22 protein-coding genes and 1 other RNA gene are annotated in these 25,889 nt (G+C 63.1%); 15 read left to right on the top strand and 8 right to left on the bottom strand.

Annotation, left to right across the window (positions count from 1 at the left end):
- Positions 1-163: 163 nt before the first annotated feature.
- Entirely contained in the window at positions 164-1,351 is a 1,188-nt protein-coding gene (locus J2Y48_RS09320; protein WP_310416191.1) for an efflux RND transporter periplasmic adaptor subunit, read from the top strand.
- Positions 1,351-4,533, top strand: a complete 3,183-nt coding sequence (locus tag J2Y48_RS09315) for an efflux RND transporter permease subunit (protein WP_310416188.1) — start codon at positions 1,351-1,353, stop codon at positions 4,531-4,533. Before J2Y48_RS09320 ends, J2Y48_RS09315 begins: the two co-directional genes overlap by 1 nt.
- Positions 4,534-4,626: 93 nt before the next feature.
- Here the strand turns inward: J2Y48_RS09315 and J2Y48_RS09310 are convergent, their stop codons facing one another.
- Complete coding sequence (locus J2Y48_RS09310; protein ID WP_310416185.1) at positions 4,627-4,863, bottom strand: hypothetical protein; 237 nt, start codon at positions 4,861-4,863, stop codon at positions 4,627-4,629.
- Positions 4,864-5,039: 176 nt separating this feature from the next.
- Between J2Y48_RS09310 and J2Y48_RS09305 the strand changes: the two genes are divergently transcribed.
- Together J2Y48_RS09305 and J2Y48_RS09300 are read left to right on the top strand one after the other, a co-directional pair.
- Entirely contained in the window at positions 5,040-6,452 is a 1,413-nt protein-coding gene (locus tag J2Y48_RS09305) for an FAD-linked oxidase C-terminal domain-containing protein (RefSeq protein WP_310416180.1), read from the top strand.
- A gap of 145 nt (positions 6,453-6,597) precedes the next feature.
- Positions 6,598-10,296, top strand: a complete 3,699-nt coding sequence (locus J2Y48_RS09300) for an AsmA family protein (RefSeq protein WP_405030193.1) — start codon at positions 6,598-6,600, stop codon at positions 10,294-10,296.
- A gap of 61 nt (positions 10,297-10,357) precedes the next feature.
- On the opposite strand, the gene J2Y48_RS09295 is transcribed toward J2Y48_RS09300, so the two are convergent.
- The 4 genes from J2Y48_RS09295 to ssrA form a co-directional block, all read right to left on the bottom strand.
- Positions 10,358-10,603 (bottom strand): ribbon-helix-helix domain-containing protein, encoded by a 246-nt coding sequence (locus J2Y48_RS09295; protein ID WP_310416175.1) that lies wholly within the window; start codon positions 10,601-10,603, stop codon positions 10,358-10,360.
- Positions 10,604-10,708: 105 nt separating this feature from the next.
- Positions 10,709-10,903 carry a DUF4169 family protein gene (locus J2Y48_RS09290; protein WP_310416172.1) on the bottom strand — a complete coding sequence of 65 codons (195 nt, stop codon included), beginning with the start codon at positions 10,901-10,903 and terminating at the stop codon, positions 10,709-10,711.
- 15 nt (positions 10,904-10,918) lie between these two features.
- Positions 10,919-11,437 carry an SspB family protein gene (locus J2Y48_RS09285; protein ID WP_310416169.1) on the bottom strand — a complete coding sequence of 173 codons (519 nt, stop codon included), beginning with the start codon at positions 11,435-11,437 and terminating at the stop codon, positions 10,919-10,921.
- Between the two features lie 169 nt (positions 11,438-11,606).
- Positions 11,607-11,964, bottom strand: a transfer-messenger RNA (tmRNA) gene (gene ssrA, locus J2Y48_RS09280).
- Between the two features lie 145 nt (positions 11,965-12,109).
- Here ssrA and J2Y48_RS09275 point away from each other — a divergent pair.
- The 8 genes from J2Y48_RS09275 (at position 12,110) to J2Y48_RS09240 (ending at position 18,574) form a co-directional block, all read left to right on the top strand.
- Positions 12,110-12,421, top strand: a complete 312-nt coding sequence (locus J2Y48_RS09275; RefSeq protein ID WP_310416167.1) for a DUF2853 family protein — start codon at positions 12,110-12,112, stop codon at positions 12,419-12,421.
- 101 nt (positions 12,422-12,522) lie between these two features.
- On the top strand, positions 12,523-13,317 hold the full coding sequence (locus J2Y48_RS09270) for a thymidylate synthase (protein WP_310416164.1): 795 nt from the start codon (positions 12,523-12,525) through the stop codon (positions 13,315-13,317).
- Positions 13,318-13,345: 28 nt separating this feature from the next.
- Complete coding sequence (locus J2Y48_RS09265; RefSeq protein WP_310416161.1) at positions 13,346-13,942, top strand: glutathione S-transferase; 597 nt, start codon at positions 13,346-13,348, stop codon at positions 13,940-13,942.
- Positions 13,943-14,464, top strand: coding sequence for a dihydrofolate reductase (locus J2Y48_RS09260; RefSeq protein WP_310416158.1), 522 nt, complete (start codon positions 13,943-13,945; stop codon positions 14,462-14,464).
- A gap of 168 nt (positions 14,465-14,632) precedes the next feature.
- Positions 14,633-15,742, top strand: a complete 1,110-nt coding sequence (hflK, locus tag J2Y48_RS09255) for an FtsH protease activity modulator HflK (protein WP_310416155.1) — start codon at positions 14,633-14,635, stop codon at positions 15,740-15,742.
- Positions 15,742-16,656 carry a protease modulator HflC gene (gene hflC, locus J2Y48_RS09250; RefSeq protein WP_405030186.1) on the top strand — a complete coding sequence of 305 codons (915 nt, stop codon included), beginning with the start codon at positions 15,742-15,744 and terminating at the stop codon, positions 16,654-16,656. Before hflK ends, hflC begins: the two co-directional genes overlap by 1 nt.
- A gap of 10 nt (positions 16,657-16,666) precedes the next feature.
- Entirely contained in the window at positions 16,667-16,852 is a 186-nt protein-coding gene (locus tag J2Y48_RS09245) for a DUF2065 domain-containing protein (RefSeq protein ID WP_310416148.1), read from the top strand.
- A 171-nt stretch (positions 16,853-17,023) separates the two neighbouring features.
- A complete protein-coding gene (locus tag J2Y48_RS09240) occupies positions 17,024-18,574 on the top strand; it encodes a DegQ family serine endoprotease (RefSeq protein ID WP_310416145.1) in 1,551 nt (516 codons plus the stop codon).
- A 99-nt stretch (positions 18,575-18,673) separates the two neighbouring features.
- On the opposite strand, the gene J2Y48_RS09235 is transcribed toward J2Y48_RS09240, so the two are convergent.
- Together J2Y48_RS09235 and serB are read right to left on the bottom strand one after the other, a co-directional pair.
- Positions 18,674-19,258 carry a GNAT family N-acetyltransferase gene (locus J2Y48_RS09235; RefSeq protein ID WP_310416142.1) on the bottom strand — a complete coding sequence of 195 codons (585 nt, stop codon included), beginning with the start codon at positions 19,256-19,258 and terminating at the stop codon, positions 18,674-18,676.
- Positions 19,255-20,157, bottom strand: coding sequence for a phosphoserine phosphatase SerB (gene serB / locus J2Y48_RS09230; RefSeq protein ID WP_310416139.1), 903 nt, complete (start codon positions 20,155-20,157; stop codon positions 19,255-19,257). The genes J2Y48_RS09235 and serB overlap by 4 nt, the downstream gene beginning before the upstream one ends.
- On the opposite strand from serB, the gene miaA reads away from it, so the two are divergent.
- Positions 20,156-21,064, top strand: a complete 909-nt coding sequence (gene miaA / locus J2Y48_RS09225) for a tRNA (adenosine(37)-N6)-dimethylallyltransferase MiaA (RefSeq protein ID WP_310416136.1) — start codon at positions 20,156-20,158, stop codon at positions 21,062-21,064. The genes serB and miaA overlap by 2 nt on opposite strands.
- 47 nt (positions 21,065-21,111) lie before the next feature.
- Here the strand turns inward: miaA and J2Y48_RS09220 are convergent, their stop codons facing one another.
- Positions 21,112-23,163: a helicase HerA domain-containing protein gene (locus tag J2Y48_RS09220; RefSeq protein ID WP_310416133.1), complete on the bottom strand. Its 2,052-nt coding sequence runs from the start codon at positions 23,161-23,163 to the stop codon at positions 21,112-21,114.
- A gap of 331 nt (positions 23,164-23,494) precedes the next feature.
- On the opposite strand from J2Y48_RS09220, the gene J2Y48_RS09215 reads away from it, so the two are divergent.
- On the top strand, positions 23,495-25,273 hold the full coding sequence (locus J2Y48_RS09215) for an acetolactate synthase 3 large subunit (protein WP_310416130.1): 1,779 nt from the start codon (positions 23,495-23,497) through the stop codon (positions 25,271-25,273).
- A 22-nt stretch (positions 25,274-25,295) separates the two neighbouring features.
- On the top strand, positions 25,296-25,868 hold the full coding sequence (gene ilvN / locus J2Y48_RS09210; RefSeq protein WP_310416127.1) for an acetolactate synthase small subunit: 573 nt from the start codon (positions 25,296-25,298) through the stop codon (positions 25,866-25,868).
- The last annotated feature ends 21 nt before the right edge of the window (positions 25,869-25,889 follow it).

Raw genomic sequence — 25,889 nt, 5'->3', positions numbered from 1 at the left:
CCTTGCACTGCGATCTATAGTGGTTGCAATCGAACCTTCGCGCAAATCTTACAATTCCGTAATGATCGCATTCTTTCATTGCCGGTTCATGGGCAAGACACGATACTTGCCCTATACGGCAACCGCGCCGACGCGGAGCGTCGACCCTTGCCCGGAGAATTCAATGCGCCTTTGGAAACAAGTTCTTGTCAGCCTTGCCGTGGTCGGAGCGGGCCTGCTCATCTGGGGGCGGCTCGCGCCCGGAGCAGGCGACACGCTGAAGGCGGCCGGCCTGCCGGAAAGTCTGGTCGCGCTTGTGGCGCCGAGCAGCGCCGTCAATGGCGACAAGGGGGGCAAAGGCGGGCAGGGCAATGGCCAGCGCGGCGGTTTCGGTGGACCGACCCTGGTGGTGACGAAACCCGTGCAACTAACACTCGTCAACGACCGGCTCAGCGCCATCGGCGACGGCGAAGCGATCCGGACCGTGGTCGTCACCCCCTATTCGAGCGGCAACCTGACGCAGGTCGTCGTGAAGTCCGGCGACCGCGTCACGCAGGGCGCGTTGATCGCCCAACTGGACAACGACGAGCAAAAGATCGCCGCAGACCAGGCCCGCCTGACCCTCGACCGGGCGACGGACAAGCTGAAGCGCTACGAAAACCTCAAGGCGGCCGCAGCCGTCACGGATGTTGCGATCCAGGACGCACGCGATGAGTTGAAGGCAGCGGAACTTGCATTGCAAAGGGCCGAGCTCGACTTGCGCCGCCGCGACATCAACGCGCCCTATGCCGGTATTGTCGGCATCATTTCGGTCAATCCGGGCGACTATGTCACCACCTCGAGCGAAATCGCGCGCATCGATGACCGCTCCGAGATTCTTGTCGACTTCTGGGTGCCCGAGCGTTTCGTGACGAAGATCCGGGTGGGCGGCCCGGTGTCGGCGACGGCGATTGCGCGGCCGGGCGAGATCTTCACCGGTTCCGTCGAGGCTGTCGACAATCGGATCGACCAGGCAAGCCGGACGTTGCGGGTGCGCGCCCGCATCGACAATCCGGAAGACATCCTGCGCGCCGGCATGTCCTTTTCCGTGACGATGCATTTCGAGGGTGATCGCTATCCGAGCATCGATCCGCTGGCGCTGCAGTGGAGTGCCGACGGCTCCTATGTCTGGCGCATCGTCGATGACAAGGCGGAGAAGATCCCGGTCAAGATCATCCAGCGCAACCCGGACAAGGTTCTGGTTGACGCCGAACTGGCTGAGGACGACGCTGTGGCGATCGAGGGCTTGCAGCGGCTGCGTAGCGGCAGCGAGGTCAAGATCCTCAACGTCGGCAAGGAGGCGCAGCAGCCCCCGGTCGCGGAGGGCACGTGATGGCGGAGCGGCAGGCCGTTACCGACATGCGCGGCGGTCAGGCGGGCTTTACCGCGCTGTTCGTGCGCCGCGCCATCTTTGCGCTCGTCATCAATACATTGATCGTCGTTGCGGGGCTTGCCGCCTTCAACGGCGTCGAGATCCGTGAACTGCCCTCGGTCGATCAGCCCGTGATCACCGTCACGACGGTGTTCGAAGGCGCTTCGCCCGAGACGGTGGACCGCGAACTGACCGACGTCGTCGAGGGGGCGGTGTCGCGGGTGCAGGGGATCAAGGACATTTCCTCCACCTCGTCGTTTGGACGCAGCCGCGTGACCCTGCAGTTCAGCGATACGACCGACGTGAGCCAGGCGGCAAACGACGTGCGCGATGCGCTCGGTCGCGTGGCCAACCAGCTTCCCGACAGCGCCGAGGAGCCGCGCGTCGTCAAGGCCGACGCGGACAGCCAGCCGATCATGCGGCTTGCGCTCACCTCCGATCGCCTCTCGATGGAGGACCTGACGCTACTGGCGGAGAACGAGATCACCGACCGGCTGGCGGCCGTGGAGGGTGTGGCCGACATCGACGTTTCAGGCGAGCAGGAGAAGGTGTTCCGCGTCGACATCGATCAGGCGAAGCTCGCAAGCCGCGGATTGACGATCGGCGATCTGAGCACGGCGCTGAAGACCGCTTCGTTCGACGTGCCCGCCGGTTCGCTCACCAGCATGAACCAGGACATCACGGTTCGCGCGACGGCGGACCTTGCGACGACGGCCGACTTCGAGAACCTGATGCTGCAGAACCGCGTCAGGCTCGGCGACCTCGCGACGATCACGCTCGGGCCGGACGATGGCACCACGGCGCTGCGCTCGAACGGGCGCCAGGGCATCGGCCTCGGCGTCATTCGCCAGGCCCAATCAAATACGCTCGACATTTCCGCCGGCATCAAGGCGACGGTCGAACAACTAAAGACGATCCTGCCGGAGGGGACCGAACTGCGCGTCACCAGCGATGACGCGGTCTTCATCGACGGCGCGCTGCACGAGGTGGAGATCGCTCTCCTGGCCGCCGTTCTGATCGTGACGTTCGTGATCTACCTCTTCCTGCGCGATTGGCGGGCGACGCTGATCCCGACGATCAGTATGCCGATCGCCCTGATCGGCACGATCGCGGCGATCTATCTCGCCGGCTTCTCGATCAATATTCTGACTCTTCTGGCGATCGTGCTCGCCACCGGCCTCGTCGTCGACGACGCGATCGTCGTGCTGGAGAACATCGTGCGTCGGCGTGCCGAAGGGCTCGGACCGCGGGCGGCCGCCGTGCTGGGAACGCTGGAGGTTTTCTTCGCCGTCATCGCGACGACGGCCACGCTCTGCGCCGTCTTCGTGCCGCTCTCGTTCCTGCCGGGACAGACCGGCAGGCTCTTTCGTGAATTCGGCTTCGTGCTGGCGTTTGCGCTGTTGCTCTCCGGCTTCGTGGCGCTGACGCTTTGCCCGATGCTTGCCTCGCGCATGCTGACGAAGGAAGCGACGGAGCATGGGCATGGCGGCATTCTGGGTCGTTTTGGCAATCTCTGCGCCGCCTTTTATCGCCGGACGCTGACGGCCTGCCTGAATGCGCCGCTGATTGTCTTCATGGTGGCACTGCTGTTTACCGCTTTCGGCGCTGGATCCTTCTTAACTCTGAAGTCGGAGCTGACACCGAGCGAGGACCGCTCGCTGGTAATGATGCGGATCAGCGCACCGCAGGGTGTCTCTCTCGAATACGCCCAGGAACAGATGCGGCTGATCGAGGAGAAACTTGAGCCGCTCTATGACAGCGGCGAAATCGTCAACATCTATTCCGTGTCCGGAATGGGCGGCTCGAGCAACAGCGGCTTCATGGTGCTGACGCTGGCGCCCTGGGGCGAGCGCGATCGCACACAGCAGCAGATCGTCGCCGACATCAATGCGGCCGCCGCGCAGGTTCCGTCCGTCCGCGCCTTTGCGATCCAGCCGAACAGCCTCGGCATCCGTGGTGCCGGAAACGGGCTGCAGGTGGCCCTCGTCGGCAACAATTACGACAAGCTCGGCAATGCTGCCGCCGAACTGGTGCGCAAGATCGAGGACAGCGGCCGCTTCGAGAACGTGCGCTTGAACTACGAGGCCAACCAGGCGCAGCTTTCGGTGACCATCGATCGCGAACGGGCTTCGGACCTCGGCATCGATATCAACGGGCTTTCCTCCGCCCTGAAGGCCATCATCGATGGCTCTAGCATCGTCGACGTCTATGTGGACGGGCAAGCCTATCCGGTGATCCTGTCCTCGACGACCAATCCGGTCAACGATCCGACCGACCTTGAAAACACCTTCCTGAAAACGGGTGATGGCAAGATCGTGCCGATGTCCTCGATCGCGACGCTCAAGGAGCAGGCCGTGGCTCCGCAACTGTCACGTGAGCGGCAGTTGCGCGCCGTGTCGCTATCGGCCGGTCTCAAGGACGGGCTTGCGCTCGGTGATGCGCTGAAGATGGTCGAGCAGATGGCCGAGCCGCTGCTTCCCGAAGGATCCCGCCTGATCCCGATGGCCGAGGCGGCGACGCTCGGCGAAAACGCGAACGGGCTGTTCATCACCTTCGGCTTCGCTCTCGTGATCATCTTCCTCGTGCTGGCGGCCCAGTTCGAGAGTTTCGTCAGCGCATTGATCATCATGACGACAGTGCCGCTCGGCCTTGCCTGCGCCGTGTTCGCGATGATCCTGACAGGCACGTCGCTCAACATCTACAGCCAGATCGGGCTCGTCCTTCTCGTCGGCATCATGGCCAAGAACGGCATCCTGATCGTCGAGTTCGCCAACCAGCTTCGCGACCGCGGGCAGGACGTGCGCAGCGCCATCGAAAACGCTTCCAACATCCGCCTGCGCCCGGTGATGATGACGATGATCGCAACGATCGTCGGTGCGTTGCCGCTTGTGCTGGCGAGCGGAGCGGGCGCGGAAGCGCGCATCGCGCTCGGCTGGGTCCTCGTCGGCGGGCTCGGACTGGCGGCCGTCGTCACGCTGTACCTGACCCCGGTCGCCTATTTGACCATCGCCCGGTTTACCAAGCCGCAAGCGGACGAAGAGAAGCGGCTGCAGATGGAAATGGACGCGGCCAACCGGCCGAAGCTGCGGCCAGTCGAGGTGGAGGAGCGGGGCGCATTGCCGGGATCGCAGGCAGCGGAATGATCTGCGCAGCCGGATTGCCTGCGAAAACTGGTCGATATCCCTGACGCAACTGGACTCGTCGCGGCTGCCGCGTCGCCGGAGGGTCAGTTCGCGTCAGTTGCCCGTTCCGGTCTGTGAACCCTCCGCCGGTTTTGTTTCCGTCGTCGTAGTGCCGGGCGCGGGCGTTGCGGGTGCCGTGGTGCCCGTGGCCGGGGCGGAGCCCGACTGTTCGGTTGCCGGCGGCGCCGTGCTCGTGGCGGTCGTCGTGCGTCCGGTGAGCATTTTGTACCCGAAGAAGACAATCATCAGGACAATGATGAGGGCGAGGATTGTCCATATGTTGCGCGTCATGCCTGAACTCCTTTCCATCCCTGCGTGCAATTATCAACCATCACGATGTATTTTGCTATTTTAACAAGATAGCATCGTTCTGGCCGAACGGATCGGCTCTCTCCGCGGTCGCAACTTGCTATGGACAGGCGCGTGGAAATTTGCCCATAACGCCGTGACGAAATGCGGAGGGCGCAATGGCGCTGTCGGATATCAGGTCGGGTCTGCGCAACGAAGAAGCGATCTCGACCGCGGTCTCGGCGTTTCGGCAGGTCTTCGGTCTGCGCTTCCATACGGGCGAGGCCATCCGTGCGCAGCACGCCCACACGACCACCTACATTCCCGCACAGCTTCCCGACGGTGTGTTGTTCGCCGAGAGCGCCGATGATGTAAAGACAGCGGTGCGCCTGTGCGCCGAGCACAAGATGCCGATCATCCCCTTCGGCACAGGCTCCTCGCTCGAGGGGCAGGTCAACGCGCCAAATGGCGGTATTTCGATCGATTTCAGCAGGATGAATCGTGTCCTTGAAGTGAACGCCGAGGATCTCGATTGCACGGTTGAGCCGGGCATCACCCGCGAGGAACTGAACGCGCACCTGCGCGACACCGGCCTGTTCTTCCCGATCGATCCGGGGGCGAATGCCTCGATCGGCGGGATGGCCTCGACGCGGGCATCCGGGACCAACGCGGTGCGCTACGGCACGATGAAGGACAACGTCCTGGCGGTGACGGTGGTGACCGCCAGGGGCGAGGAAATCCGCACGGCGCGCCGGGCACGGAAGTCCTCGGCCGGCTACGACCTGACCCGGCTCTATGTCGGCTCGGAAGGCACGCTCGGCGTGCTCACCTCCGTCACCCTGCGGCTGCAGGGCATTCCGGACGTGATCGCCGGCGGCATCTGCGGCTTTCCGACACTGAAGGACGCCTGCAACGCCGTGATCATGACGATCCAGCTCGGCATCCCGGTGGCGCGGATCGAACTTGTCAATGCGCTGCAGATCAAGGCCAGCAACGCCTATTCCGGCCTGACGCTGCGCGAGCAGCCGACGTTATTCGTCGAATTCCACGGCACCGAAGAAAGCGTCGCCATGCAGTCGCGCCAGTTCGGCGAGGTCGCCTCCGAATGCGGCGGCGGCGACTTCCAGTGGACGTCGGATGCGGAGGAACGGGCACAGTTGTGGAAGGCACGCCATAACGTCTACTGGGCGGCCAAAGCGCTGCGGACCGGCGCGTCCGTACTGGCAACGGATGTCTGTGTACCGATCTCGCGCCTTGCCGACTGCGTGGCGGAGACCGAAGACGACATTGAGCAGCACGGATTGCTCGCGCCGATCGTCGGGCACGCGGGCGACGGCAATTTTCATGTCAGCGTGGTCTTCGACGACAAGGATCCGGCCGAAATCGATGGGGTCGAGGCCTTCGTGGCGCGGCTCAATGCGCGGGCACTTTCGATGGACGGCACGTGCACCGGCGAACACGGCATCGGTCAAGGCAAGCAGGCATTTTTGCCCAAGGAGCTAGGCGAGGCTGTCGACGTCATGCGGCAGGTCAAGCGGGCGCTCGATCCTGACAATATCTTCAATCCGGGAAAGATTTTTCCCTTGTCATGAGACAGATGGCGGTGATCCTGCGTATAGTCGGGCCGAAGATGTCCGCTGGGGGCGGCGCAAACGCACATGATGCGAGCGCAAGCCGGGTCTGGGCGATGCGTATGAATTGGGTGATCTCGGGATTGGCGGCGTGCTCTCGCGGGTAATGTTGGCGATAGGCGGACTGGTGGTGCTGGCGCTGTTTGCAGCCCTGCTGGCGCCGCTTTTCGTCGACTGGACCGGTTTCCGCCAGGAGTTCGAACGCGAGGCCAGCCGGATCGTCGGGCGGAAGGTCGTCGTTCACGGCAGCGTCGACGCCCGCCTCATTCCGTTTCCCTCCGTCACTCTGAACGACGTGCGCGTCGGCGAGGAGGACGGGACCGAACCGTCGGTCACCATCCGCCGCTTCTCGATGGATGCGGAACTGGCGCCGATCCTCAGCGGCGAGGCGCTGATCTTCGACATGCGCGTCGAGGAACCGAAGGTGCGGTTGAAGCTGCTTTCCGATGGCACGCTGGACTGGGCGCGCGGACGCAAGGCCGATATTCCGGCCAAAACCGTCGTTCTGGAAAATGTCGAGGTGACGGGCGGCGAGATCGAGTTTGTCGATGAACAGGCTGGCCGCACGCGCCGCTTCACCGGGCTGGACGCACGGCTGTCGGCGCGCTCGCTCGGTGGGCCCTGGCGCGTCGACGGTCGCGGCGCGGTCGACGGCACGACAGGCTCGTTCCAGATGTCGACCGGGCAACTGGACGACGGCGTGCTGAAGCTGAAGGCGCGGATTGTGCCAGACAGTTTCTCGTTTACCGCCGATCTCGACGGCGACCTGAAGGTCGTCGATTTCAGGCCCCAGTATAACGGCACGTTTGCGCTTGCCGAGAAGAAGAAACCGGACGGTCGTGATCCCGACAATTCGGTTCGCGTTTCAGGGGATTTCGAGCTTTCCAACGAACGCTTGCGAGTGCCGCAGTACCATCTCGAGGCGGGGGATCCCGCCGATCCCTACATCGTGACGGGCGAGGCGACGCTCGACACCGGCAAGGCGCCGGAGTTCCTCCTGATCGCCGACGGCCAGCAGATCGACGTCAACCGCATCGGCAACAACGGCGAGCGCGGCAAGACCGGTCGCAACCCGGAGGCGACCGCACGCCAGCGCCTGCAGGGACTGCTGGCGATCCTGGCCGATATCCCCGTGCCGCAGGTGCCCGGTCGGGCGAGCCTGAAGCTGCCGGCGATCGTGATCGGCGACACCACGGTCCGCGAGGTGCTGCTCGATGTCGAGCCTGACGGAGACGGCTGGATCGTCGCCCGCAGCACGGCACAGTTTCCCGGTCGCACGACCGTGGAGGCGAAAGGGCGTCTGACACTCAAAGGCAGCCGCCGTTTCACCGGTGACCTGCTCGTTGCCTCCAACCAGCCATCCGGCCTTGCCGCCTGGCTCGCAGGCTCCGTCGATCCCGAAATCCGCAAGCTGAAGAGTGCCGGCTTCGCCGCCAAGGTCGACCTGACCGCTGAACTGCAGCGATTCGAAAACCTTGAGCTCGCGGCCGGCGCTGCGACCCTCAAGGGCCGGATCGAGCGGCAGTCGCGCCCCGGAGAGGCGCCGGCCCTGTCGATCGAGCTTGGCGGCAACCGCGTGGAAATCGAAACGCTTCAGGCCCTTGCCGGTCTGGTGGCCGGCGACGCCTCGACCGCGGCGCTGCTGCACCATTCCATTGCGCTTGATCTGAAGGCGGAGCACTTCGCCGCATTCGGCGAGGAGGCACGCGACGTCAGGGCCGTGTTGTCGTTGCAGGGCGGCATGCTGAACGTCAGTCGCCTCGATGTGGGTTCGGTCGCTGGGGCGACCGTGTCGGTCAAGGGGCAGGTTGGCGGAACCGTTGCCTCGCCTTCCGCGGGGCTCGACCTGTCGCTGCGCGCCGGGCGAATGCAGCCGGTGATTGACCTGCTCGCGCGGCATCTGCCGCCCCATCCCGTGCTCACCCGCTTGGTCGGGGGCGCCGGCTACTATGACGACGCCGATCTGAAGATGACGCTGGCGCTGCCGGGCGACAAGGATGGTCCGGTGGGCATGCTCCTGGCGGGAAGCGTGAACGGAGGGCGTGTCGACGCACGGTTGTCTGCCCGGGACTTCAGCGAATTCCTTGCCGGAGGCAACATCGAGGCACAAGGGACTCTGGAAAACCCCAGCACCGTTGCGCTGGCCGGCCAGCTCGGGCTCGAACCGCTGCCGTTCGATGCGGAACCGAATGGTATTGCGGCGGTGAAGATCGTGCAGCCGTTGTCCGGTCCAGCCAACGTGACGTTCTCCTTCACCACAAGCGGCACATCCATCAGTGCGGATGGCAGCGTCGACCTGACAGCTTCCCATTTCCTCGACGGACAACTGGATATCACCGCCAGTTCCGGAGACATCGAGCCCTTTCTCGTGATGAACGGTGTCGTGCTGCCGCAGACCGGATCAGGACTGCCCGTCGCGCTGAGAGCGAAAGCCATAATCGACGCCACCTCGGTCCGGCTGGAGGATGTCGACGGCAAGATCGACCGAAACGGCCTGTCGGGAATGCTCGTTCTGGACCGCGCGGCGCCGACCCTCAAGGGCAGCGGAAGCCTGTCCTTTGATACAATCGATCTGGCCTGGCTGGCCGAAGGCGTATTGGGGCCGATCGAGGATCCCGGTGGCCAAGGGTTCAATCCCTCGGCGCTGGGCATTCCGACCCGTGACAACGCCGATCTCGATATTCGGCTCGCAGCGGAGCAGTTCTGGGCGGGACTTTACGAGCCGGTGGAACATTTCAACGCTACGCTGAACTGGACGGGCGGCGGCCTGAGCCTTGACGACCTGGCCGGAGACTGGCTTGGCGGTTCGCTGGCCGGCCGGTTGACGCTTGCCAATGCTGAGGGCAACGGATTGCTGGAAGCTCGCCTTAAGCTGAGCGGTGCCGATGTCTCACGGATCGTATGGGCGGGAGCCGACGGCCCGGTGGCGGCGGGGAGGGCTGACATGACCCTGGCCCTCGATGCCTCCGGCAAGAACGTTGCCTCGATGCTGGAGGCCACAAGCGGCTCGGGCGAAGTGCAAATCGGAGGATTGACGCTGGGCGGGATTACGAGCGACGCCTTCGGTGCGATCCTCGCCTCGGCCGACGCCATCGAGGGCGAAATCACCGAGACGAAGGTGGACGCGATTGCGGTCAATCAGGCCCTGCGCGGCGAAACACGCCTCGACGGCGTGACGATCCCCTTCACCATCGCTTCGGGAAAGCTTCGAGCCGAGACCGTCACGGGCGAGGATGGTGCGGCAGAATTCGCCGGCGGAGCGGAATTGGATCTGCCCGGCCGCATGCTGTCGGGCCAGATTGCCATGCGGCTGAAGGCGGGTGAGGAGGCGGTAACAGGCGGCGAGCCGGAAATCGTGCTCGCCTTCGATGGACCGATCGCCGCACCGACGATGCGCATCGATGCGCAGCCGCTCAGCAACTATCTGTCTCTGCGCAAGTTCGAGCGCGAGCGGCGCCGGGTCGAGATGCTGCAGGCTGCCGTGCTGGAGAAGCAGCGGCTTCGGCGCGAGGCGGCACTCTATCGCTCAAGGGCGCAGGAACGGGCGGCCCTCGCCGAGGCCATGCGCATCCAGGCGATCGAGGAGGAGCGCCGGCGCCAGGCGGCCAAGGAACAGGCCGAGCGCGAGCGTCAGGAACGCGAGGCGAGGATTGAGGCGGAGCGCCGGGCGGCGGAGCAGGCGCGACAGTCAGTCGAGCCTGGCACCGGCTTCAGGGTCAGCCCCAACGAAGGCGTGATCCGCGAGGATCTGCCCCCGATCGGCGGGCAGAACCTCAATTTTGATGCGCTGCCCGGCGTGAACTGATCAATTGCAGCAAGGCGGCAAGTGAAGCCCGCCGCTGCTTGGACGACTTCCATCTCCCGGGTTAGCCGACGCATTCATCGGCCGCGCCAGTTTCCGTGATCTGGGCCTTTATCGCTTCCAGCACGTAGACGCGCAGCGCCGAGGACAGATTGCTGTCGGCCGGACGCGAATCGTCGATCTCCGACAGGAGCACGGCAAGCGGGATCCTGCGCCTGGCAGCAATGGATTTGAGTTCCACCCAGAACGGCTCCTCCAGGGAGAAGCTGGTGCGGTGTCCGTGCAGTGTGGCGGAGTGCTTGCGGATCACCGCTGGGCTCACATTCCGATTCAACGTATTGGAGGATCGATTCAGGGGGCTATCGCAAAGTATTGAAAAGACGCGATTTTCGCGCGCCGCGCGCAAGGCGGGCCGTCAATCGGAGCGGCCTTCCGGCTTCTCGATCCGTCCCTGATCGAGCGTTTTCTCCGCCTTGTCGTTCAAAGCCCGCGTCAGGTTCTTTTCGGCTTTCGTACGGCCGAAGGAAATCCTGTTCTGCTCGGCCTGGCGCTCTTTTTCCGAGCGGGCCTTCTGTTTGCGGAACTGGCGGAGATTGACCACGTCGCTCATGCCGCCTCCAATCGATCAGTTCTTCTTGCGAAAGGAATCGAGCGAGACGACGGAGCCGCCCGGCTTCTTGCCGTCGTCGTCACCACCGGTTTTGGGGGGCTCGTCGACCGCGTCCTCGGCCTTCTCGGTCGGGTATGCCGTGATCTCGGCGGACTCGCTCTCTTCTTCCTCGCCTGCAGCGACGTCGAACTCGAGTTCGAAGCTGACGGAGGGATCATAGAAGCCGCGGATGGCGTTGAACGGGATCACCAGCTTCTCCGGCGTGTCGGAGAAGGAGAGGCCGATCTCGAACTGGCTCTCGGTCACCTTGAGTTCCCAGAACTGGTGCTGGACGACGATGGTCATCTGCTCGGGATACTTGGCCTTCAGGTGCTGCGAGATGCGCACGCCGGGGGCGCCGGTCAGGAAGGTGATGAAGAAATGATGGTCGCCGGGCAGATGGCCGGTTGCCGCCACTTCGCTCAGGACTTTGCGGATGACGCTGCGAAGAGCGTCCTGAGCCAATATGTCGTAGCGGATGTGGTCTTGCGCCATTACAGCCTGTCTTTCTTGCTTGTCTCTTTTTCGCCTTTTGCCGAAAACCGTCGACGGCGTCAAACGTCGATCGGCTGCATCCAGTCAGTTATCTGCCGGAACAAGCCGCGCCGGAGCGTCGCGAGTCATCTTAGAGGACAGCTATAAACCATTTCGAATGAGGGGAGAAGGTGAAGGCTTCTGTTGCCAGGTGCCTTCGGACCCCGCCTTACGGTGCTACCCGCAAGGGCTTGATTTGAAGTGTCGCACTGCGATTAAGCAGCGAGACGTGCTTCAGCATAGTTGTCGTTTGCAACTACATTTTTGACCCGATAACGGTGGTATCATGCCGAGCAAAAAGTCGATCTTTACGCCCTTGTCGATCCTATTTCGCCCCCAGCAAAAGCCGATCTGCAGCCGATCGGTTTTTGGTGGAGGCGCCGGGTACCGCCCCCGGGTCCAATGGGTTTATTACACCGCCCGTTTATTGCCATAGCTGCCAAGGCAGCACCCGACATATAGGAGTTTCCGCGGCCTATGAAAAGGTCCTCGTGACAATTCTTCCGGGTGTTCGACCAAGGAACGCGTAGATCGCGTTCATTTGCACTTGACTTGCCATCTTGGCGCGAAAAGACTGTCGCCGATGGTTCATATGCCGTAGCGGTTTTGACGCGAAACGATAGGGGAAACAGCATGACCGACTATCTCGCAGACGTACGCAAATATGACAGTGCCGCCGATGAGGCCGTGGTGAAGAAGATCGTCAGCCATCTGGGAATTGCGCTGCGAAACCGCGACTCCGCTCTGGTTTCCTGCAGTGATCCCGAGGAACTGGAGCGGGTCAAGGAGAAGTGGTGCGCCAAGAAACTCGGCGTCACCGGGGAAGCAGCGGACAAGGCTGTGGAAAAGGTCTGCGCCACGATGGCAGACGATCGCTCGAAGTCGCGGGTGACCTTCTATTACCTGGCGGCCAAGGAATTGGGCAAGCTCTCCGCGCTCGCCTGAGGCCGACGCACCGAAAAGGTGGGAAAAGCCAGTCTTTGCCATTGGTCGGTCGCCGCGTTCGCCCTAGATTGGGGAATGAATTCCAACCGGCGGCCGACCAAATGCAGCAATATCTCGATCTTCTCGCCCATGTGATGGAAAACGGAACCGATCGTTCCGACCGCACCGGCACCGGCACGCGGTCCGTCTTCGGCCATCAGATGCGCTTTGATCTTTCCGAGGGCTTTCCGGTCCTGACGACGAAGAAGCTGCATCTGCGCTCGATCATTCACGAACTGCTGTGGTTTTTGAAGGGCGAGACGAATATCGCCTATCTTCGCGAGAACGGCGTTACCATCTGGGACGAATGGGCGGACGAAAACGGCGAACTCGGGCCGGTCTACGGCTACCAGTGGCGGTCCTGGCCGACCCATGACGGCCGCCATCTCGACCAGATCGCCGCTGTAGTCGAGAGCATCCGTAAGAACCCGCACTCGCGCCGCCACATCGTATCGGCATGGAACCCGGCGCTGGTGGACGAGATGGCCCTGCCGCCCTGCCACTGCCTGTTCCAGTTCTACGTGAACGACGGCAAGCTCTCCTGCCAGCTCTACCAGCGCTCCGCAGACATCTTTCTTGGCGTGCCATTCAATATCGCTTCCTATGCGCTGCTGACGATGATGGTGGCGCAAGCGACGGATCTCAGGCTCGGCGATTTCGTGCATACGCTCGGTGATGCGCACATCTACCACAACCACTTCGACCAGGTGGCGCTGCAACTGGAGCGCAAGCCGAAACCATTGCCGTTCATGAAGCTGAATCCGGCCATGAACGATCTATTCTCGTTCAAGTACGAGGATTTCGAGCTGGTCGGCTATGAAGCCGACCCGAACATCAAGGCGCCGATCGCGGTCTAGCGCGGCCGGCGGTTTCAGGGAGGAAGCCATGCTGACGCTCGTCCACGCGACGCAGTCGCGTTCGTTCCGCATTCTCTGGCTGCTCGAGGAACTCGGAGCCGACTACGACATCCGCGCCGTGTCGATCCACCGGCGCGACGGCTCGGGTGGCACCGACCCCAACAATCCGCATCCGCACGGCCAGGTCCCGGCGCTGATCCACGACGGAACGGTCGTCACGGAGTCGACCGCGATCGCGTTATACCTGACCGATCTGTTTCCCGGCTGCGAGATGGGACGCGACGTCGGCACGCACGAGCGCGGGCCGTATCTGTCCTGGCTCGCCTACTATGCCGGGGTGATCGAGCCCGCCGCGATCACCCACATGAATGGCTGGACCGCGGGTAACGCGGAGGCCGCGCGCTTGCACAAGGCAATGTGCGACCACGTGATATCGACGCTGGAAAAGCAGCCGTACCTGATTGGCGACCGGCCGTGCTCGGTCGATGTCATCCTGTCCAGTTCGCTGATGTGGATGCGCGCGCTCCTGCCGGAGAGCGGCGCCGTTGATGACTATCTCGCGCGGATGGCGGCGCGTCCGGCACTGGCGAAGGCGCAGGCGAAAGACGGAATGGAAGGCAAGTGAATGAGTGAACCGAAGATCGTTTTGGTGGTGGCCGCGGCGCTGAACGGCGTGATCGGCCGCGAAGGAGACCTGCCGTGGCGATTGCCTTCCGACCTCAAGCGCTTCAAGCAACTGACCATCGGCAAACCGGTCGTGATGGGGCGCAGAACCTATCAGTCGATCGGCAAGCCGCTGCCGGGGCGGCCGAACATCGTGGTCACGCGTGACACCGCCTTCCGCCCGGATGGCGTCATCGTTGCGCGTTCGATCGACGAGGCGCTGGTCTATGCCCGACGGGAGGCGCAAACCCTCGGCGGCGATGAAATCTGCGTAATCGGCGGCGGCGATATCTACCGCCAAACCATCGCGATGGCGGATCTCGTGCATCTGACGCAGGTGCAGGCGGAGGTGGACGGAGATACTCGCTTCCCGCCGGTTGATCCCGCGCTCTTTGAAGTCGTCCATGAAGAGGAAATTCCGCAGGGCGAGAAGGACAGTCATGCCATGCGTCTTGTCAGTTTCAGACGGCGATCGGCTGCCTGACGCTGTCCTAAGCGCCTGTTCACGAACTATTTTGCCGCAATGGCGCCGAAGTTGAGCCGTCTCCGTTGAAAGCGGCATGGGGGATACATATAACGGGGGTCACACCATGTGATGCTGCGGGACTTCGCGCGCGCATGGCAATGGGAGTGACCAGAGAAAGAGGTATTGATGCCCTGGAGCAATCAGAACGGCGGCGGCGGCCCTTGGGGCGGCGGCGGCAACAATCAGGGACCATGGGGGCAGGGACCGAACCGCCCCCGCGGCAGCGGCAGCGGCGGTCCGCCCGATCTCGAAGAGATTATCCGGCGCGGGCAGGATCAGCTGAAGAACGTGGTCCCGGGTGGCTTCAACGGCGGCATCCTCGTCATCGCGGCGCTGCTGATCGGCGTCTTCTGGCTGATGAACGCGATCTATACGGTCCAGCCGGACGAGCGTGGCGTCGAGCTGCGCTTCGGCAAGCCCAAGGAAGAGATTTCCATGCCGGGCCTGCATTTCCATTTCTGGCCGCTTGAACGGGTTGAAATGGTCACGATCACCGAGCAGCAGCAGAATATCGGCCGCAAGGGCGCTTCCGTAAACGCCGACGACAGCGGCCTGATGCTCTCGGGCGACCAGAACATCGTCAATGTTCAGTTCTCGGTGCTCTATTCCGTGACCGATCCCCAGGCCTACCTTTTCAACCTGGAGAATCCGTCCGCAACACTGCAGCAGGTCTCCGAGAGCGCGATGCGCGAGGTGGTCGGTCGCAGGCCGGCGCAGGACATCTTCCGCGATAACCGTCAGGCGATTGCCGAAGCCGTCAAGACGACGATCCAGTCGACCATGGATTCCTTCGGTGCGGGCATCTCGATTAATACCGTTGCCATCGAGGATGCCGCGCCGCCGCGCGAAGTGGCCGACGCCTTCGACGAGGTGCAGCGCGCCGAGCAGGACGAGGACCGCTTCGTCGAGGAGGCCAACCAGTACTCCAACCAGAAGCTCGGTCTCGCGCGAGGCCAGGCTGCACAGGTCCGCGAAGAGGCAGCCGCCTACAAGAACCGCGTCGTCAACGAGGCGGAAGGTGAAGCCCAGCGCTTCGTGTCGATCTACGACCAATACAAACTCGCACCGGACGTGACCCGCAAGCGCATGTTCTTGGAAACCATGGAGGGTGTCCTGAAGGGCTCCAAGACCGTCGTCATCGATGAAAAGCAGGGTGGACAGGGTGTCGTTCCGTTCCTGCCGCTCAACGAGCTTGGCAAGACGACGCAGCAACACCAGGCCGGAGGCACGCAGTGATGGGTAACCGTTTGTCAGCCATCCTTGTCGGCCTCGCCGTCATCCTGTTCCTGGCCTACTCGTCGGTCTTCGTCGTCAACGCGCGCCAGCAGGCGATCGTCGTCCGGTTCGGTGAAATCCAGTCCGTCAAGACGGAGCCGGGGATCTATTTCAAGCTGCCCTTCGCCTTCATGGACGCTGACAGAGTCCAGTACGTGTCGGACCAGGCGTTGCGCTTTGATCTCGACAACATCCGTGTCCAGGTTTCGGGTGGCAAGTTCTACGAGGTCGATGCCTTCGTGGTCTACCACATCAGTGATCCGCGCCGGTTCCGCGAGGCCGTTTCAGCCGACCGCGATGCCGCTGAAGCACGTCTTCGCACCCGTCTCGATTCGGCGCTTCGCCGGGTCTACGGTCTGCGCGGCTTCGAGGCCGCTCTTTCCGAAGAACGCGCATCGATGATGCGGGAAGTTCGCAACGAGCTGACCCCCGATGCGGAAAACCTCGGCCTGACCGTTACGGACGTCCGCATTCGCCGGACCGACCTGACGCAGGAGGTTTCCCAGCAGACGTTCGAGCGCATGAAGGCCGAGCGCCTGGCGGAAGCCGAGCTGATCCGCGCCCGCGGTAACGAGCAGGGGCAGGCCCGCCGGGCTATCGCCGACCGCCAGGTCGTCGAGATTCTTGCCGAGGCCCGGCGTGAGTCCGAAATCGTCCGCGGTCAGGGCGATGCCGAACGCAACCGAGTGTTCGGCGAGGCCTTTTCGAAGGATCCGGACTTCTTCGCCTTCTATCGCTCGATGGAGGCCTATCGTCAGAGCCTGGGCTCTAACGATACGACGCTCGTCCTGAACCCGAATACGGAGTTCTTCCGCTACTTCGGGGATATGGCGGGCAAGCCGGCCACGGGCGGCGCGGCCGCGACAGGAAACTGAGTTCGTTCGAATGGCGGATTTCCTGACGGGAATTGCATTCTTTCTCGTGATCGAGGGGCTGGTGTACGCACTGGCCCCTTCGTCTTTGAAGCGGATGGCGGCATTGCTGCCAGGCATTCCGGACGGGCAGCTCCGGTTCTTTGGCCTCATCTCGTTGGTCGCCGGCGTCGGCCTTGTCTGGATGATCCGGGGATAGCAGCCCGAGGCGCGGGTGTCGGAAGTCTTCGGCCCTTGCCGGATGCAGGATGAAGAGGCAACAGTGGCCATGCCGGTCAGGGTGGGTGTTCCGACCGCCCGGATTCGGCATCCCAAATTCCGCCGCATCCGTGGCGAAGATGGTTTATAAGGAATCAAGAGGACAGCGCAGATGGTAGCGAGCAACAGGTCACGACAAATCGGCGCGCGGGCGCTGGCGACGGGGCTTTCGATGCTCGTCGCAGGCACAGGGCTTGGACCCGTGCAGGCGTATGCCCAGGCGCAGGCCGATATTCAGGTTCAGGGCGCCCAAATTCCACTCCAGGCGCCGGAAGGACCGCAGTCGGTCGCTGATCTGGCGGAAAAGCTGCTCGACGCCGTCGTCAACATTTCAACCTCGCAGAACGTGAAGGAAGACGACCAGACACCGATGCCGCAGGTGCCGGAGGGGTCGCCGTTCCAGGACTTCTTCGACGAGTTCTTCAAGGGCCAGGAGGGCGAGGGCGGACCACGAACCGTAAACTCGCTCGGATCCGGCTTCGTCATCGACCCGGCGGGCTTCATCGTCACCAACAACCACGTGATCGAGGGTGCTGACGATATCGAGGTCAATTTCGCCGACGGCAAGAAGCTGAAGGCCAAGCTGGTGGGCGTCGACACCAAAACGGACCTGGCCTTGCTCAAGGTCGAGCCGGCGACGCCACTCGTCGCCGTGCCCTTCGGCGATTCCCGGAAAATGCGCATCGGCGACTGGGTGATGGCGATCGGCAACCCGTTCGGCCTCGGCGGATCGGTAACGGTCGGCATCATTTCCGCCCGTGGCCGCAATATCAATGCCGGTCCCTATGACAACTTCATCCAGACGGATGCGGCAATCAACCGGGGCAACTCCGGCGGACCGCTCTTCAACATGAAGGGCGAGGTCATCGGCGTCAACACGGCGATCATCTCGCCGTCCGGGGGATCGATCGGCATCGGCTTCTCGGTTCCGACGGAACTGGCCGAGAACGTCATCTTGCAATTGAAGGAGTTCGGGGAGACGCGGCGCGGCTGGCTCGGTGTCCGTATTCAGCCGGTGACCGACGACATTGCCGAAAGCCTCGGCATGAAGGAGGCAAAGGGCGCACTGGTCGCCGGTGTGATCAAGGGTGGTCCCGTCGATAACGGTATCATCAAGACCGGCGACGTGATCATCCGCTTCGACGGCAAGGACGTCGATGAGATGCGCGACCTGCCGCGCGTCGTGGCCGAGAGCCCGGTCGGCAAGGCCGTTGACGTCGTGGTTGTCCGTGACGGCCAGGAAGTCAACGTCAAGGTCACCCTCGGCCGCCTCGAGGACGGCGAGAAGATTGCCCAATCGGGCGTGGAAACGACCGAGCCGAAGGGGGAGAAAGCTCCGGATCAGCACGCCGAGAAGCAGACCGCTCCCGTCGTGCTCGGCATGACGCTGAGCCCGCTGGACGAGGCAACGCGCAAGACCTACGGCGTCGCGGAGGCTGTGAAGGGAGTGGCGATCACCGCGGTCGATCCGAGTTCGGCGGCTGCCGAACGACAGATCCAGCCCGGTGACGTGATCGTCGAGATCGGGCAGGAGGCGGTGACTACGCCTGAGGATGTCACCAAGCGCATCGCGGCACTCAAGTCTCAGGATCGCCGCAACGCCCTTCTGATGCTTGCCGACAAGACGGGCGCACTGCGCTTCGTCACTGTTCGTGTCGAATGATTGTCTTTTAATATCAAGTGTTTCTGAATGAAGGCGGTGAAGATGATTCACCGCCTTCATGATTTGATTCAGGTCGGTGCGCGACGTTGCGCGAGCGGCCTACGCGCGGGTAGCGATCGGCGTCCGCGCGCGCCATTCGTCGGCGGTGATCGCGTACAGCACATGGCGGACGAGCTGTGGGTGGCTGTCCGGCACGCGCGGATGGTCGAAGTCGCGGGACGGATCGGCCTTCATGCCGATGCGGGACATGACTGCGGTCGACCGGGTGTTGTCCGATACGGCGAATGAAACGATTTCTGACAGCCCGCATTGGTCAAAGCCGTGGCCGAGCAGGGCGGTCGCAGCCTCGCAGACGTAGCCCTGGCCCCAGAAGCGACGCGCCAGGCGCCAGCCGATCTCGACGGTGCCGTTCGGCAGCAGCGGTTCCAGGTCGGTTCGCGCCAGACCGCAAAAGCCGATTGGCTTGTCGCCATCACGCTGCGCGATCGCGAAAAAGCCGAAGCCGGTGTCATCGATTGTGCGGCGGATACGGTCGAACAGTTCGTCGGACTGTGCGCGGTTGCGACGGAACGGGAAAAAGGCCATGACCTCTGGATCGGAGTTGATCTCGTGGAAGAGATCGCGGTCCGTTTCGATCCAGTTCCGGACCGTCAGGCGCGGTGTTCTGGCGATAACGCCGTTCATTTGCTCATCTCGGGTATCACGAAGTCCGACTTGCGATAGCCCTGGATGTAGAGCAGCGCCGTCAGGTCGCTGTGGTCGATCCGCATCCTTGCCTCCGCGGCCACCGCCGGCTTGGCATGGAGCGCCACGCCCGAGCCCGACACATGCAGCATTCCCAGATCGTTTGCACCATCGCCGACGGCCATCGCGTCTTCGGTCGAAATCGCGAGGCGTTCAGCGATCTGGATGAGCGCATCCACCTTTGCCTGCTTGCCAAGGATCGGTTCGGCGACTTCGCCGGTGAGGACCCCGCCGTCCTCGAGTAGCGTGTTGGCGCGATTCTCATTGAAGCCGAGCCTCTCGGCGATGCGGCTGGTAAAGACGGTGAAGCCGCCGGAAACGAGCGCGGTATAATGACCGTTGGCCTTCATCGTGGCGATCAGTTCCGGACCACCCGGGGTAAGGGTGATACGTTTTGCGATGACCTCGTCGACGACCGAAAGCGGCAAGCCCCTCAGAAGCGCCACGCGCTCGCGGAGCGCCGGCTCGAAGGCAATCTCGCCGTTCATGGCCCGCGCGGTGATTTCCGACACGCGCTCCTTCAGGCCAACCTCGGCGGCGAGTTCATCGATGCATTCCTGGCCGATCATGGTGGAGTCCATGTCGGCGATCAAAAGCTTCTTGCGCCGGGTTTCGGCCTCCTGGACCACCAGATCGATCGGGGCGCCGCTGATGAGGGCATGCAGTTTCTCGCGTGCCGCCGCCGCATCGGTGCCGTCGCGCAACGCGATGTCGCAGGCGACGCCGTCGGCAAGCCAGTATAGGCCGGAGGCGTTCACCGCGTCCGCCGCCCGCTCGCTGATCGATGGCGAGAGAACCGGATTTGACGGATTGGCGATAAGCGTGGCAACGAGAGCCATGATGAGAATTCCTGAAGCTGAGACCGACGCGATCCTGATAACCGGCCCGACTGCGAGCGGCAAGTCCGCGCTCGCCGTGAGGCTTGCCCAAGATCATGGCGGGGTGGTGGTCAATGCCGACAGCATGCAGGTCTACGACACGCTGAACGTGCTGACGGCCCGACCGCAGCCGGATGAGATGGGCGGCATAGAGCACAGGCTTTATGGCCATGTGCCGGCGGGGCAAGCCTATTCGAGCGGGGAGTGGCTGCGGCAGGCCGCAGAGGTCACAGCTGAACTTCGCGGTCGCGGCAAGCTCCCGGTCTTCGTCGGTGGCACGGGGCTCTATTTCAAGGCCCTGACCGGCGGCCTTTCAGACATGCCACCCGTGCCGGCGGAGGTGCGGGCAGCGTTGCGGGCAAGACTTGCGGAAGAAGGGCCGGAGGCGCTGCACGATGTGCTGGAGCAGCGTGACCCCGAGGCAGCGGCGGCCATTCGGCCGGCTGACGGTCAACGTATCCTGCGCGCGCTGGAAATCTTCGAGGTCAGCGGACGTTCGATCCGCGAATTTCAGGCTGCGGCGGGACCTGCGGTCATCGATCCGGCCCGCGCAACGAAACTGGTCGTCCTGCCGGACCGAAAGCTCCTCCACCAGCGCATCGATCACCGCTTTCAACGGATGCTGCAATCAGGTGCGGTGGAGGAGGTAAGAGCGCTCCTGGCGCTCGATCTGCCGTCGGAGATGCCGGTGATGAAGGCGATCGGGGTATCGCAGATCGCGGCGTATCTGGCGGGAACAATGAGTGAGGCCGAGGTGATCGAGCGCGGGACTGCCGCCACCCGGCAATATGCCAAGCGGCAAATGACCTGGTTCCGCAACCAGATGGATGAAAGCTGGATCCGGACGGACGGTCTTGCCCTGCCTTGACAAAGGCTTGTTGACAATCGGTACGACCGTGCAGGTTTCGAAGCCTGCTATTTGCGAAGCAGGCTGCTTAGCGGCTTCTTCAGGAGTTGGTCGCGGATTGAGCCTTCCCGACGGATGTCGGTGTCGCTGTTGCCGAACGGTGGACGGGGTGACGGACCAGCAGGTTCGGTCGGCCGGTTCTCCGCGCGGTTTTCCGCGTTCAGTTCACGCCGCAGCGCTTCGAACCGATCATGAGCCGAAACCGACGACGGTCCGGCCGGCGAACGAGGCAGCATGTCAGGGCTGTAGGGCTGGATTTCAACGGTATCATCGTCGGGCATGGCATGGCCGGCCTCAGCGTGCGGGGCGGACGGCGCGTAGTCGGTTTCAAGCTGCCGGCGACCTGGGGCGCCTTCGGCCGCGCGGTATGATTCCTGAAAAGCTGAAATATCCGGCCCGGAAGCGGACCGCATCCGGCCGATAATGGATCGCAGGTCGACGGAGTGAGGATTGTCCTCGCTCGCCTTGACGCTTGCGCCATTGGCCTTCGGCAGACGATTTTCCGGGATACGGGTGAATTTCATTCGCATCGGCACGGATACGGCCTCACCGAAGGCAATGGCTTCGCCGTTGCCGATCGACGAGATGAAACTGGTCGTGGACGATGAGGAGTTCGGGATCGCCGAACGGATAATTTCCTGGTCGTGATCGTTGGCAAGGCGCATGGCGAAGACGGTCGAGCACTGCGACAGGATGGTCGGATCCAGTTCGCCGGGCCGCTGCGTGATGATGCCGAGCGACACACCGTATTTCCGGCCTTCCTTGGCGATACGCGCGATTGCCTGGCGCGTCGGCAGGAAGCCGAGTGTCGGGTCAGCCGGCACATAGCGGTGCGCTTCCTCGCAAACCACCAGCATATGCACCGCGCCATTGCTCCAGAGGCCGATCTCGAAGGCCATGCGGCAAAGCACCGAGGCGACCGAGTTGACAACCTCCGATGGAATGCCGGCCAGCTGAAAGGTTGTGATTGGCTTGCCTTCGCCCGGAATACGGAAGATGCGTGCAATCGTGTCGAGGATCGTGTCGGTGATTGTGTTTGTGGAGAACATGAAGTGAAAGCGCGGGTCGTTGATCGCCGACATGATCTTGACTTTGAGCGAGCGCAGATACGGCTTCTCCGTCCGACCCTCAAGCTTGCCGATGCGTTCGTCGATCAGCGCCAGAAGGTCGGCAATGCGGTAGGGAACCGGCGTGTCGACGGTGATCGAGCTCTTCTCCTGGCTGCGGCGCATCAGGCCTGGCTCGCTCGAACCGCGAAAACCCTTCTTGGCCTCGGGGATAAGGTCGCGCAGCGCGTCTATTTCTTCCGGAGCAGCCGGTCGGCCGCGGAAGATCACCTCGGAGAATTCCTCCAGTCGGAACAGCCAGAACGGCAGGTCGAGCGTGTCGGTCTCGATGACGACCGCATGATCGGGGAATGCGGCTGCGAATTCGTTGTGCGGGTCGAGGATCAAGACGCGCAGTTTCGGGTCGGCCTGGATCGCCTTGTTCAGGAGGAGCGTGACGGCCGTCGACTTGCCGACACCCGTGGTCCCGACGATGGCGAAGTGCTTCGACAGCATCGACGGAATGTGAATCGTGGCGTCGAGGGTGTCGTCCTGGGTCAGCTTGCCGACGACGCAAATATCATTGAGTCCTGTGTCGTAGACCTTGGCCAGGTCTGTAGCGCGAATGCGATGGGCGATGGCACCGAGATAGGGATAGTTGCTGATGCCCCTGGAGAATTCCTCGCGACCGTCCGCATCAACATGAACCTCGCCCAGAAGTTCCACCTCGACCCGGAACACGGTATCCCGGTTCTCGGCCCAGCTCTGCTGGTCGGTGGTCATTGCGTAAACCAGCGCGACGACGCGGTTCTCTCCGACGGCAATCGAAATGAGCCGGCCAACGGACCAGAGTTCCGTCAGCTGCGTCTGGCCGGCCTCGGCAACGGCACTGATCGTGGCGCGGGATCCGCCGCAGGCGACGACCCGCCCGAGGAGACGATTGCCGGGAGCGTCGCCGTCTCTTCTGTCCTGTTCGTCGGCGATGATCGAGCGTTGAAAATCAGTGCTGCGCAACGCAAGACTCCTTGCTTTTGGCAGAGAATAATAGCGGTCGCTTAACAATGCGTTGCGGAGTGTGGCGACCGGCGATCAAGGGTTGCCGAACGGTCGCGGCCACGCGAAAGAGCCGAAGGGCGTTGACGGTCTGCGCTTTAGCGGTTATCAATCCGGCCCATGAATTCAATCGTTACCAAGATTCTCGTGGTGGGACGGCGCATGGGCAAGGTGGTGTAACCACCGGGCGAAAGCACCCATGCGCAGTAAGCAGGCTCCGAAAGGGGCCTTTTTTTATGCCCGCGATTTCGCTAATCACACTTTCAAAACCGAAACGGACGGAAACATTCGGATGAGTGGAACAGAAAACCAGATGACGGGCGCCGAAATCGTCCTCCAGGCCCTGAAGGACAACGGCGTCAAGCATATCTTCGGCTATCCCGGCGGCGCCGTGCTGCCGATCTACGACGAGATCTTCCAGCAGGACGATATCCAGCACATCCTCGTGCGCCACGAACAGGGTGCCGGACATGCGGCCGAGGGCTATGCGCGCTCGACCGGCAAGGTCGGCGTCATGCTCGTCACCTCCGGCCCGGGTGCGACGAACGCCGTCACGCCGCTGCAGGACGCGCTGATGGACTCGATCCCGCTCGTCTGCATCACCGGCCAGGTTCCGACTTCGCTCATCGGCTCCGACGCCTTCCAGGAATGCGACACCGTCGGCATCACGCGGCCGTGCACCAAGCACAATTGGCTGGTCAAGGACGTCAACCAACTGGCGCGGATCATCCACGAAGCCTTCCGCGTCGCCCAGAGCGGTCGTCCGGGTCCGGTCGTCGTCGACGTGCCGAAGGACATCCAGTTCGCCACCGGCACCTATGTCGCGCCGTCGATGGTTCCGGCCCAGCACAGCTACCAGCCGAAAGTCCAGGGCGATCTCGACCGCATCCGCGAAGCCATCGCCCTGATGCAGGGCGCCAAGCGGCCGGTCATCTATTCCGGCGGCGGCGTCGTCAATTCCGGTCTGGAAGCCTCCCATCTCCTGCGCGAGCTGGTTGAATTGACGGGCTTTCCGATCACCTCCACGCTGATGGGCCTCGGCGCCTATCCGGCCTCGGGCAAGAACTGGCTCGGCATGCTCGGCATGCACGGTACCTATGAAGCGAACATGGCGATGCATGACTGCGACGTCATGCTTTGCATCGGCGCCCGCTTCGACGACCGCATCACCGGCCGCCTCAACGCGTTCTCTCCGAACTCGAAGAAGATCCACATCGACATCGATCCGTCCTCGATCAACAAGAACGTCCGTGTCGACGTGCCGATCCTGGGCGATGTCGGCCGCGTTCTCGAAGACATGGTCCGGCTGTGGCGTGCCGGCACGCAGACCCCCGGCAAGGGACATCTGGCCGACTGGTGGGCGTCGATCACCAAGTGGCGCGCACGCAACTCGCTGGCCTACAAGCCGAGCGATGATGTCATCATGCCGCAATATGCGATCCAGCGCCTCTATGAACTGACCAAGCACCGCGACACCTACATCACCACCGAGGTCGGCCAGCACCAGATGTGGGCCGCGCAGTTCTTCGGCTTCGAGCAGCCGAACCGGTGGATGACCTCCGGCGGCCTCGGCACGATGGGCTACGGCCTGCCGGCGGCGTTCGGCGTGCAGATCGCCCATCCCGACGCGCTCGTCATCGACATCGCCGGCGATGCCTCGATCCAGATGTGCATCCAGGAAATGTCGGCGGCGATCCAGTACGAGGCGCCGATCAAGATCTTCATCCTGAACAACCAGTACATGGGCATGGTGCGCCAGTGGCAGCAGCTTCTGCACGGCAACCGGCTGTCGCATTCCTATACGGAAGCGATGCCGGACTTCGTCAAGCTGGCCGAGGCCTATGGCGCGGTCGGCCTGCGTTGCGAAAAGCCGGGCGACCTCGACGGGGCTATCGAAGAGATGATCTCGGTGAAGAAGCCGGTGATCTTCGATTGCCGCGTCGCCAACCTCGCCAACTGCTTCCCGATGATTCCGTCGGGCAAGGCGCACAACGAGATGCTGTTACCCGACGAGGCGACCGACGAGGCGGTGGCGAACGCCATCGACGCCAAGGGCCGCCAGCTGGTTTGATGAAAAGGCAGGAACACCGATCATGAGCGCACATCTTCAGCCGACCGGCTCGGCCTATTTCATCGCCGCCGAGACCCAGGTTTCGGAAAACCACACGCTTTCGGTGCTGGTCGACAACGAACCGGGCGTGCTTGCCCGGGTCATCGGCCTCTTCTCCGGCCGCGGCTACAACATCGAGAGCCTGACGGTCTCGGAGACCGAGCACCAGGCGCATCTCTCCCGCATCACCATCGTCACGCGCGGCACGCCGCACGTGCTCGAGCAGATCAAGGCGCAACTCGAGCGCATCGTGCCGGTTCACCGCGTGGTGGACCTGACGGTGCGGGCCAAGGATCTCGGCCACGAGCGCCCGCTCGAGCGGGAGCTGGCGCTGGTCAAGGTTTCGGGCACCGGCGACCACCGCGTCGAGGCACTGCGCCTTGCCGATGCCTTCCGCGCCTCCGTCATCGACGCCAACACCGAGCATTTCGTGTTCGAGATCACCGGCAAGGTGTCGAAGATCGACCAGTTCATCGCCATCATGAAGCCGCTCGGCCTCATCGAGGTCTGCCGCACCGGCATTGCCGCGATGAACCGCGGCCCACAGGGGATGTAGGAATTTGGGGCCGGAAACGGC

Origin of the sequence: Mycoplana sp. BE70 (assembly GCF_031455855.1) — a bacterium.
In the GTDB taxonomy this organism is placed as follows: Bacteria; Pseudomonadota; Alphaproteobacteria; order Rhizobiales; family Rhizobiaceae; genus Mycoplana.
The sequence above is the reverse complement of the archived record's forward strand: the minus strand, read 5'-3'. Positions and strand labels throughout refer to the sequence as shown.

Excerpts from the sequence above, each read along its gene's own strand:
- J2Y48_RS09320 (WP_310416191.1), top strand. The coding sequence starts at position 164 with ATGCGCCTTTGGAAACAAGTTCTTGTCAGCCTTGCCGTGGTCGGAGCG.
- J2Y48_RS09315 (WP_310416188.1), top strand. The coding sequence starts at position 1,351 with ATGGCGGAGCGGCAGGCCGTTACCGACATGCGCGGCGGTCAGGCGGGC.
- J2Y48_RS09310 (WP_310416185.1), bottom strand. The coding sequence starts at position 4,863 with ATGACGCGCAACATATGGACAATCCTCGCCCTCATCATTGTCCTGATG.
- J2Y48_RS09305 (WP_310416180.1), top strand. The coding sequence starts at position 5,040 with ATGGCGCTGTCGGATATCAGGTCGGGTCTGCGCAACGAAGAAGCGATC.
- J2Y48_RS09300 (WP_405030193.1), top strand. The coding sequence starts at position 6,598 with ATGTTGGCGATAGGCGGACTGGTGGTGCTGGCGCTGTTTGCAGCCCTG.
- J2Y48_RS09290 (WP_310416172.1), bottom strand. The coding sequence starts at position 10,903 with ATGAGCGACGTGGTCAATCTCCGCCAGTTCCGCAAACAGAAGGCCCGC.
- J2Y48_RS09285 (WP_310416169.1), bottom strand. The coding sequence starts at position 11,437 with ATGGCGCAAGACCACATCCGCTACGACATATTGGCTCAGGACGCTCTT.
- J2Y48_RS09275 (WP_310416167.1), top strand. The coding sequence starts at position 12,110 with ATGACCGACTATCTCGCAGACGTACGCAAATATGACAGTGCCGCCGAT.
- J2Y48_RS09270 (WP_310416164.1), top strand. The coding sequence starts at position 12,523 with ATGCAGCAATATCTCGATCTTCTCGCCCATGTGATGGAAAACGGAACC.
- J2Y48_RS09265 (WP_310416161.1), top strand. The coding sequence starts at position 13,346 with ATGCTGACGCTCGTCCACGCGACGCAGTCGCGTTCGTTCCGCATTCTC.
- J2Y48_RS09260 (WP_310416158.1), top strand. The coding sequence starts at position 13,943 with ATGAGTGAACCGAAGATCGTTTTGGTGGTGGCCGCGGCGCTGAACGGC.
- hflK (WP_310416155.1), top strand. The coding sequence starts at position 14,633 with ATGCCCTGGAGCAATCAGAACGGCGGCGGCGGCCCTTGGGGCGGCGGC.
- hflC (WP_405030186.1), top strand. The coding sequence starts at position 15,742 with ATGGGTAACCGTTTGTCAGCCATCCTTGTCGGCCTCGCCGTCATCCTG.
- J2Y48_RS09245 (WP_310416148.1), top strand. The coding sequence starts at position 16,667 with ATGGCGGATTTCCTGACGGGAATTGCATTCTTTCTCGTGATCGAGGGG.
- J2Y48_RS09240 (WP_310416145.1), top strand. The coding sequence starts at position 17,024 with ATGGTAGCGAGCAACAGGTCACGACAAATCGGCGCGCGGGCGCTGGCG.
- J2Y48_RS09235 (WP_310416142.1), bottom strand. The coding sequence starts at position 19,258 with ATGAACGGCGTTATCGCCAGAACACCGCGCCTGACGGTCCGGAACTGG.
- miaA (WP_310416136.1), top strand. The coding sequence starts at position 20,156 with ATGATGAGAATTCCTGAAGCTGAGACCGACGCGATCCTGATAACCGGC.
- serB (WP_310416139.1), bottom strand. The coding sequence starts at position 20,157 with ATGGCTCTCGTTGCCACGCTTATCGCCAATCCGTCAAATCCGGTTCTC.
- J2Y48_RS09215 (WP_310416130.1), top strand. The coding sequence starts at position 23,495 with ATGAGTGGAACAGAAAACCAGATGACGGGCGCCGAAATCGTCCTCCAG.
- ilvN (WP_310416127.1), top strand. The coding sequence starts at position 25,296 with ATGAGCGCACATCTTCAGCCGACCGGCTCGGCCTATTTCATCGCCGCC.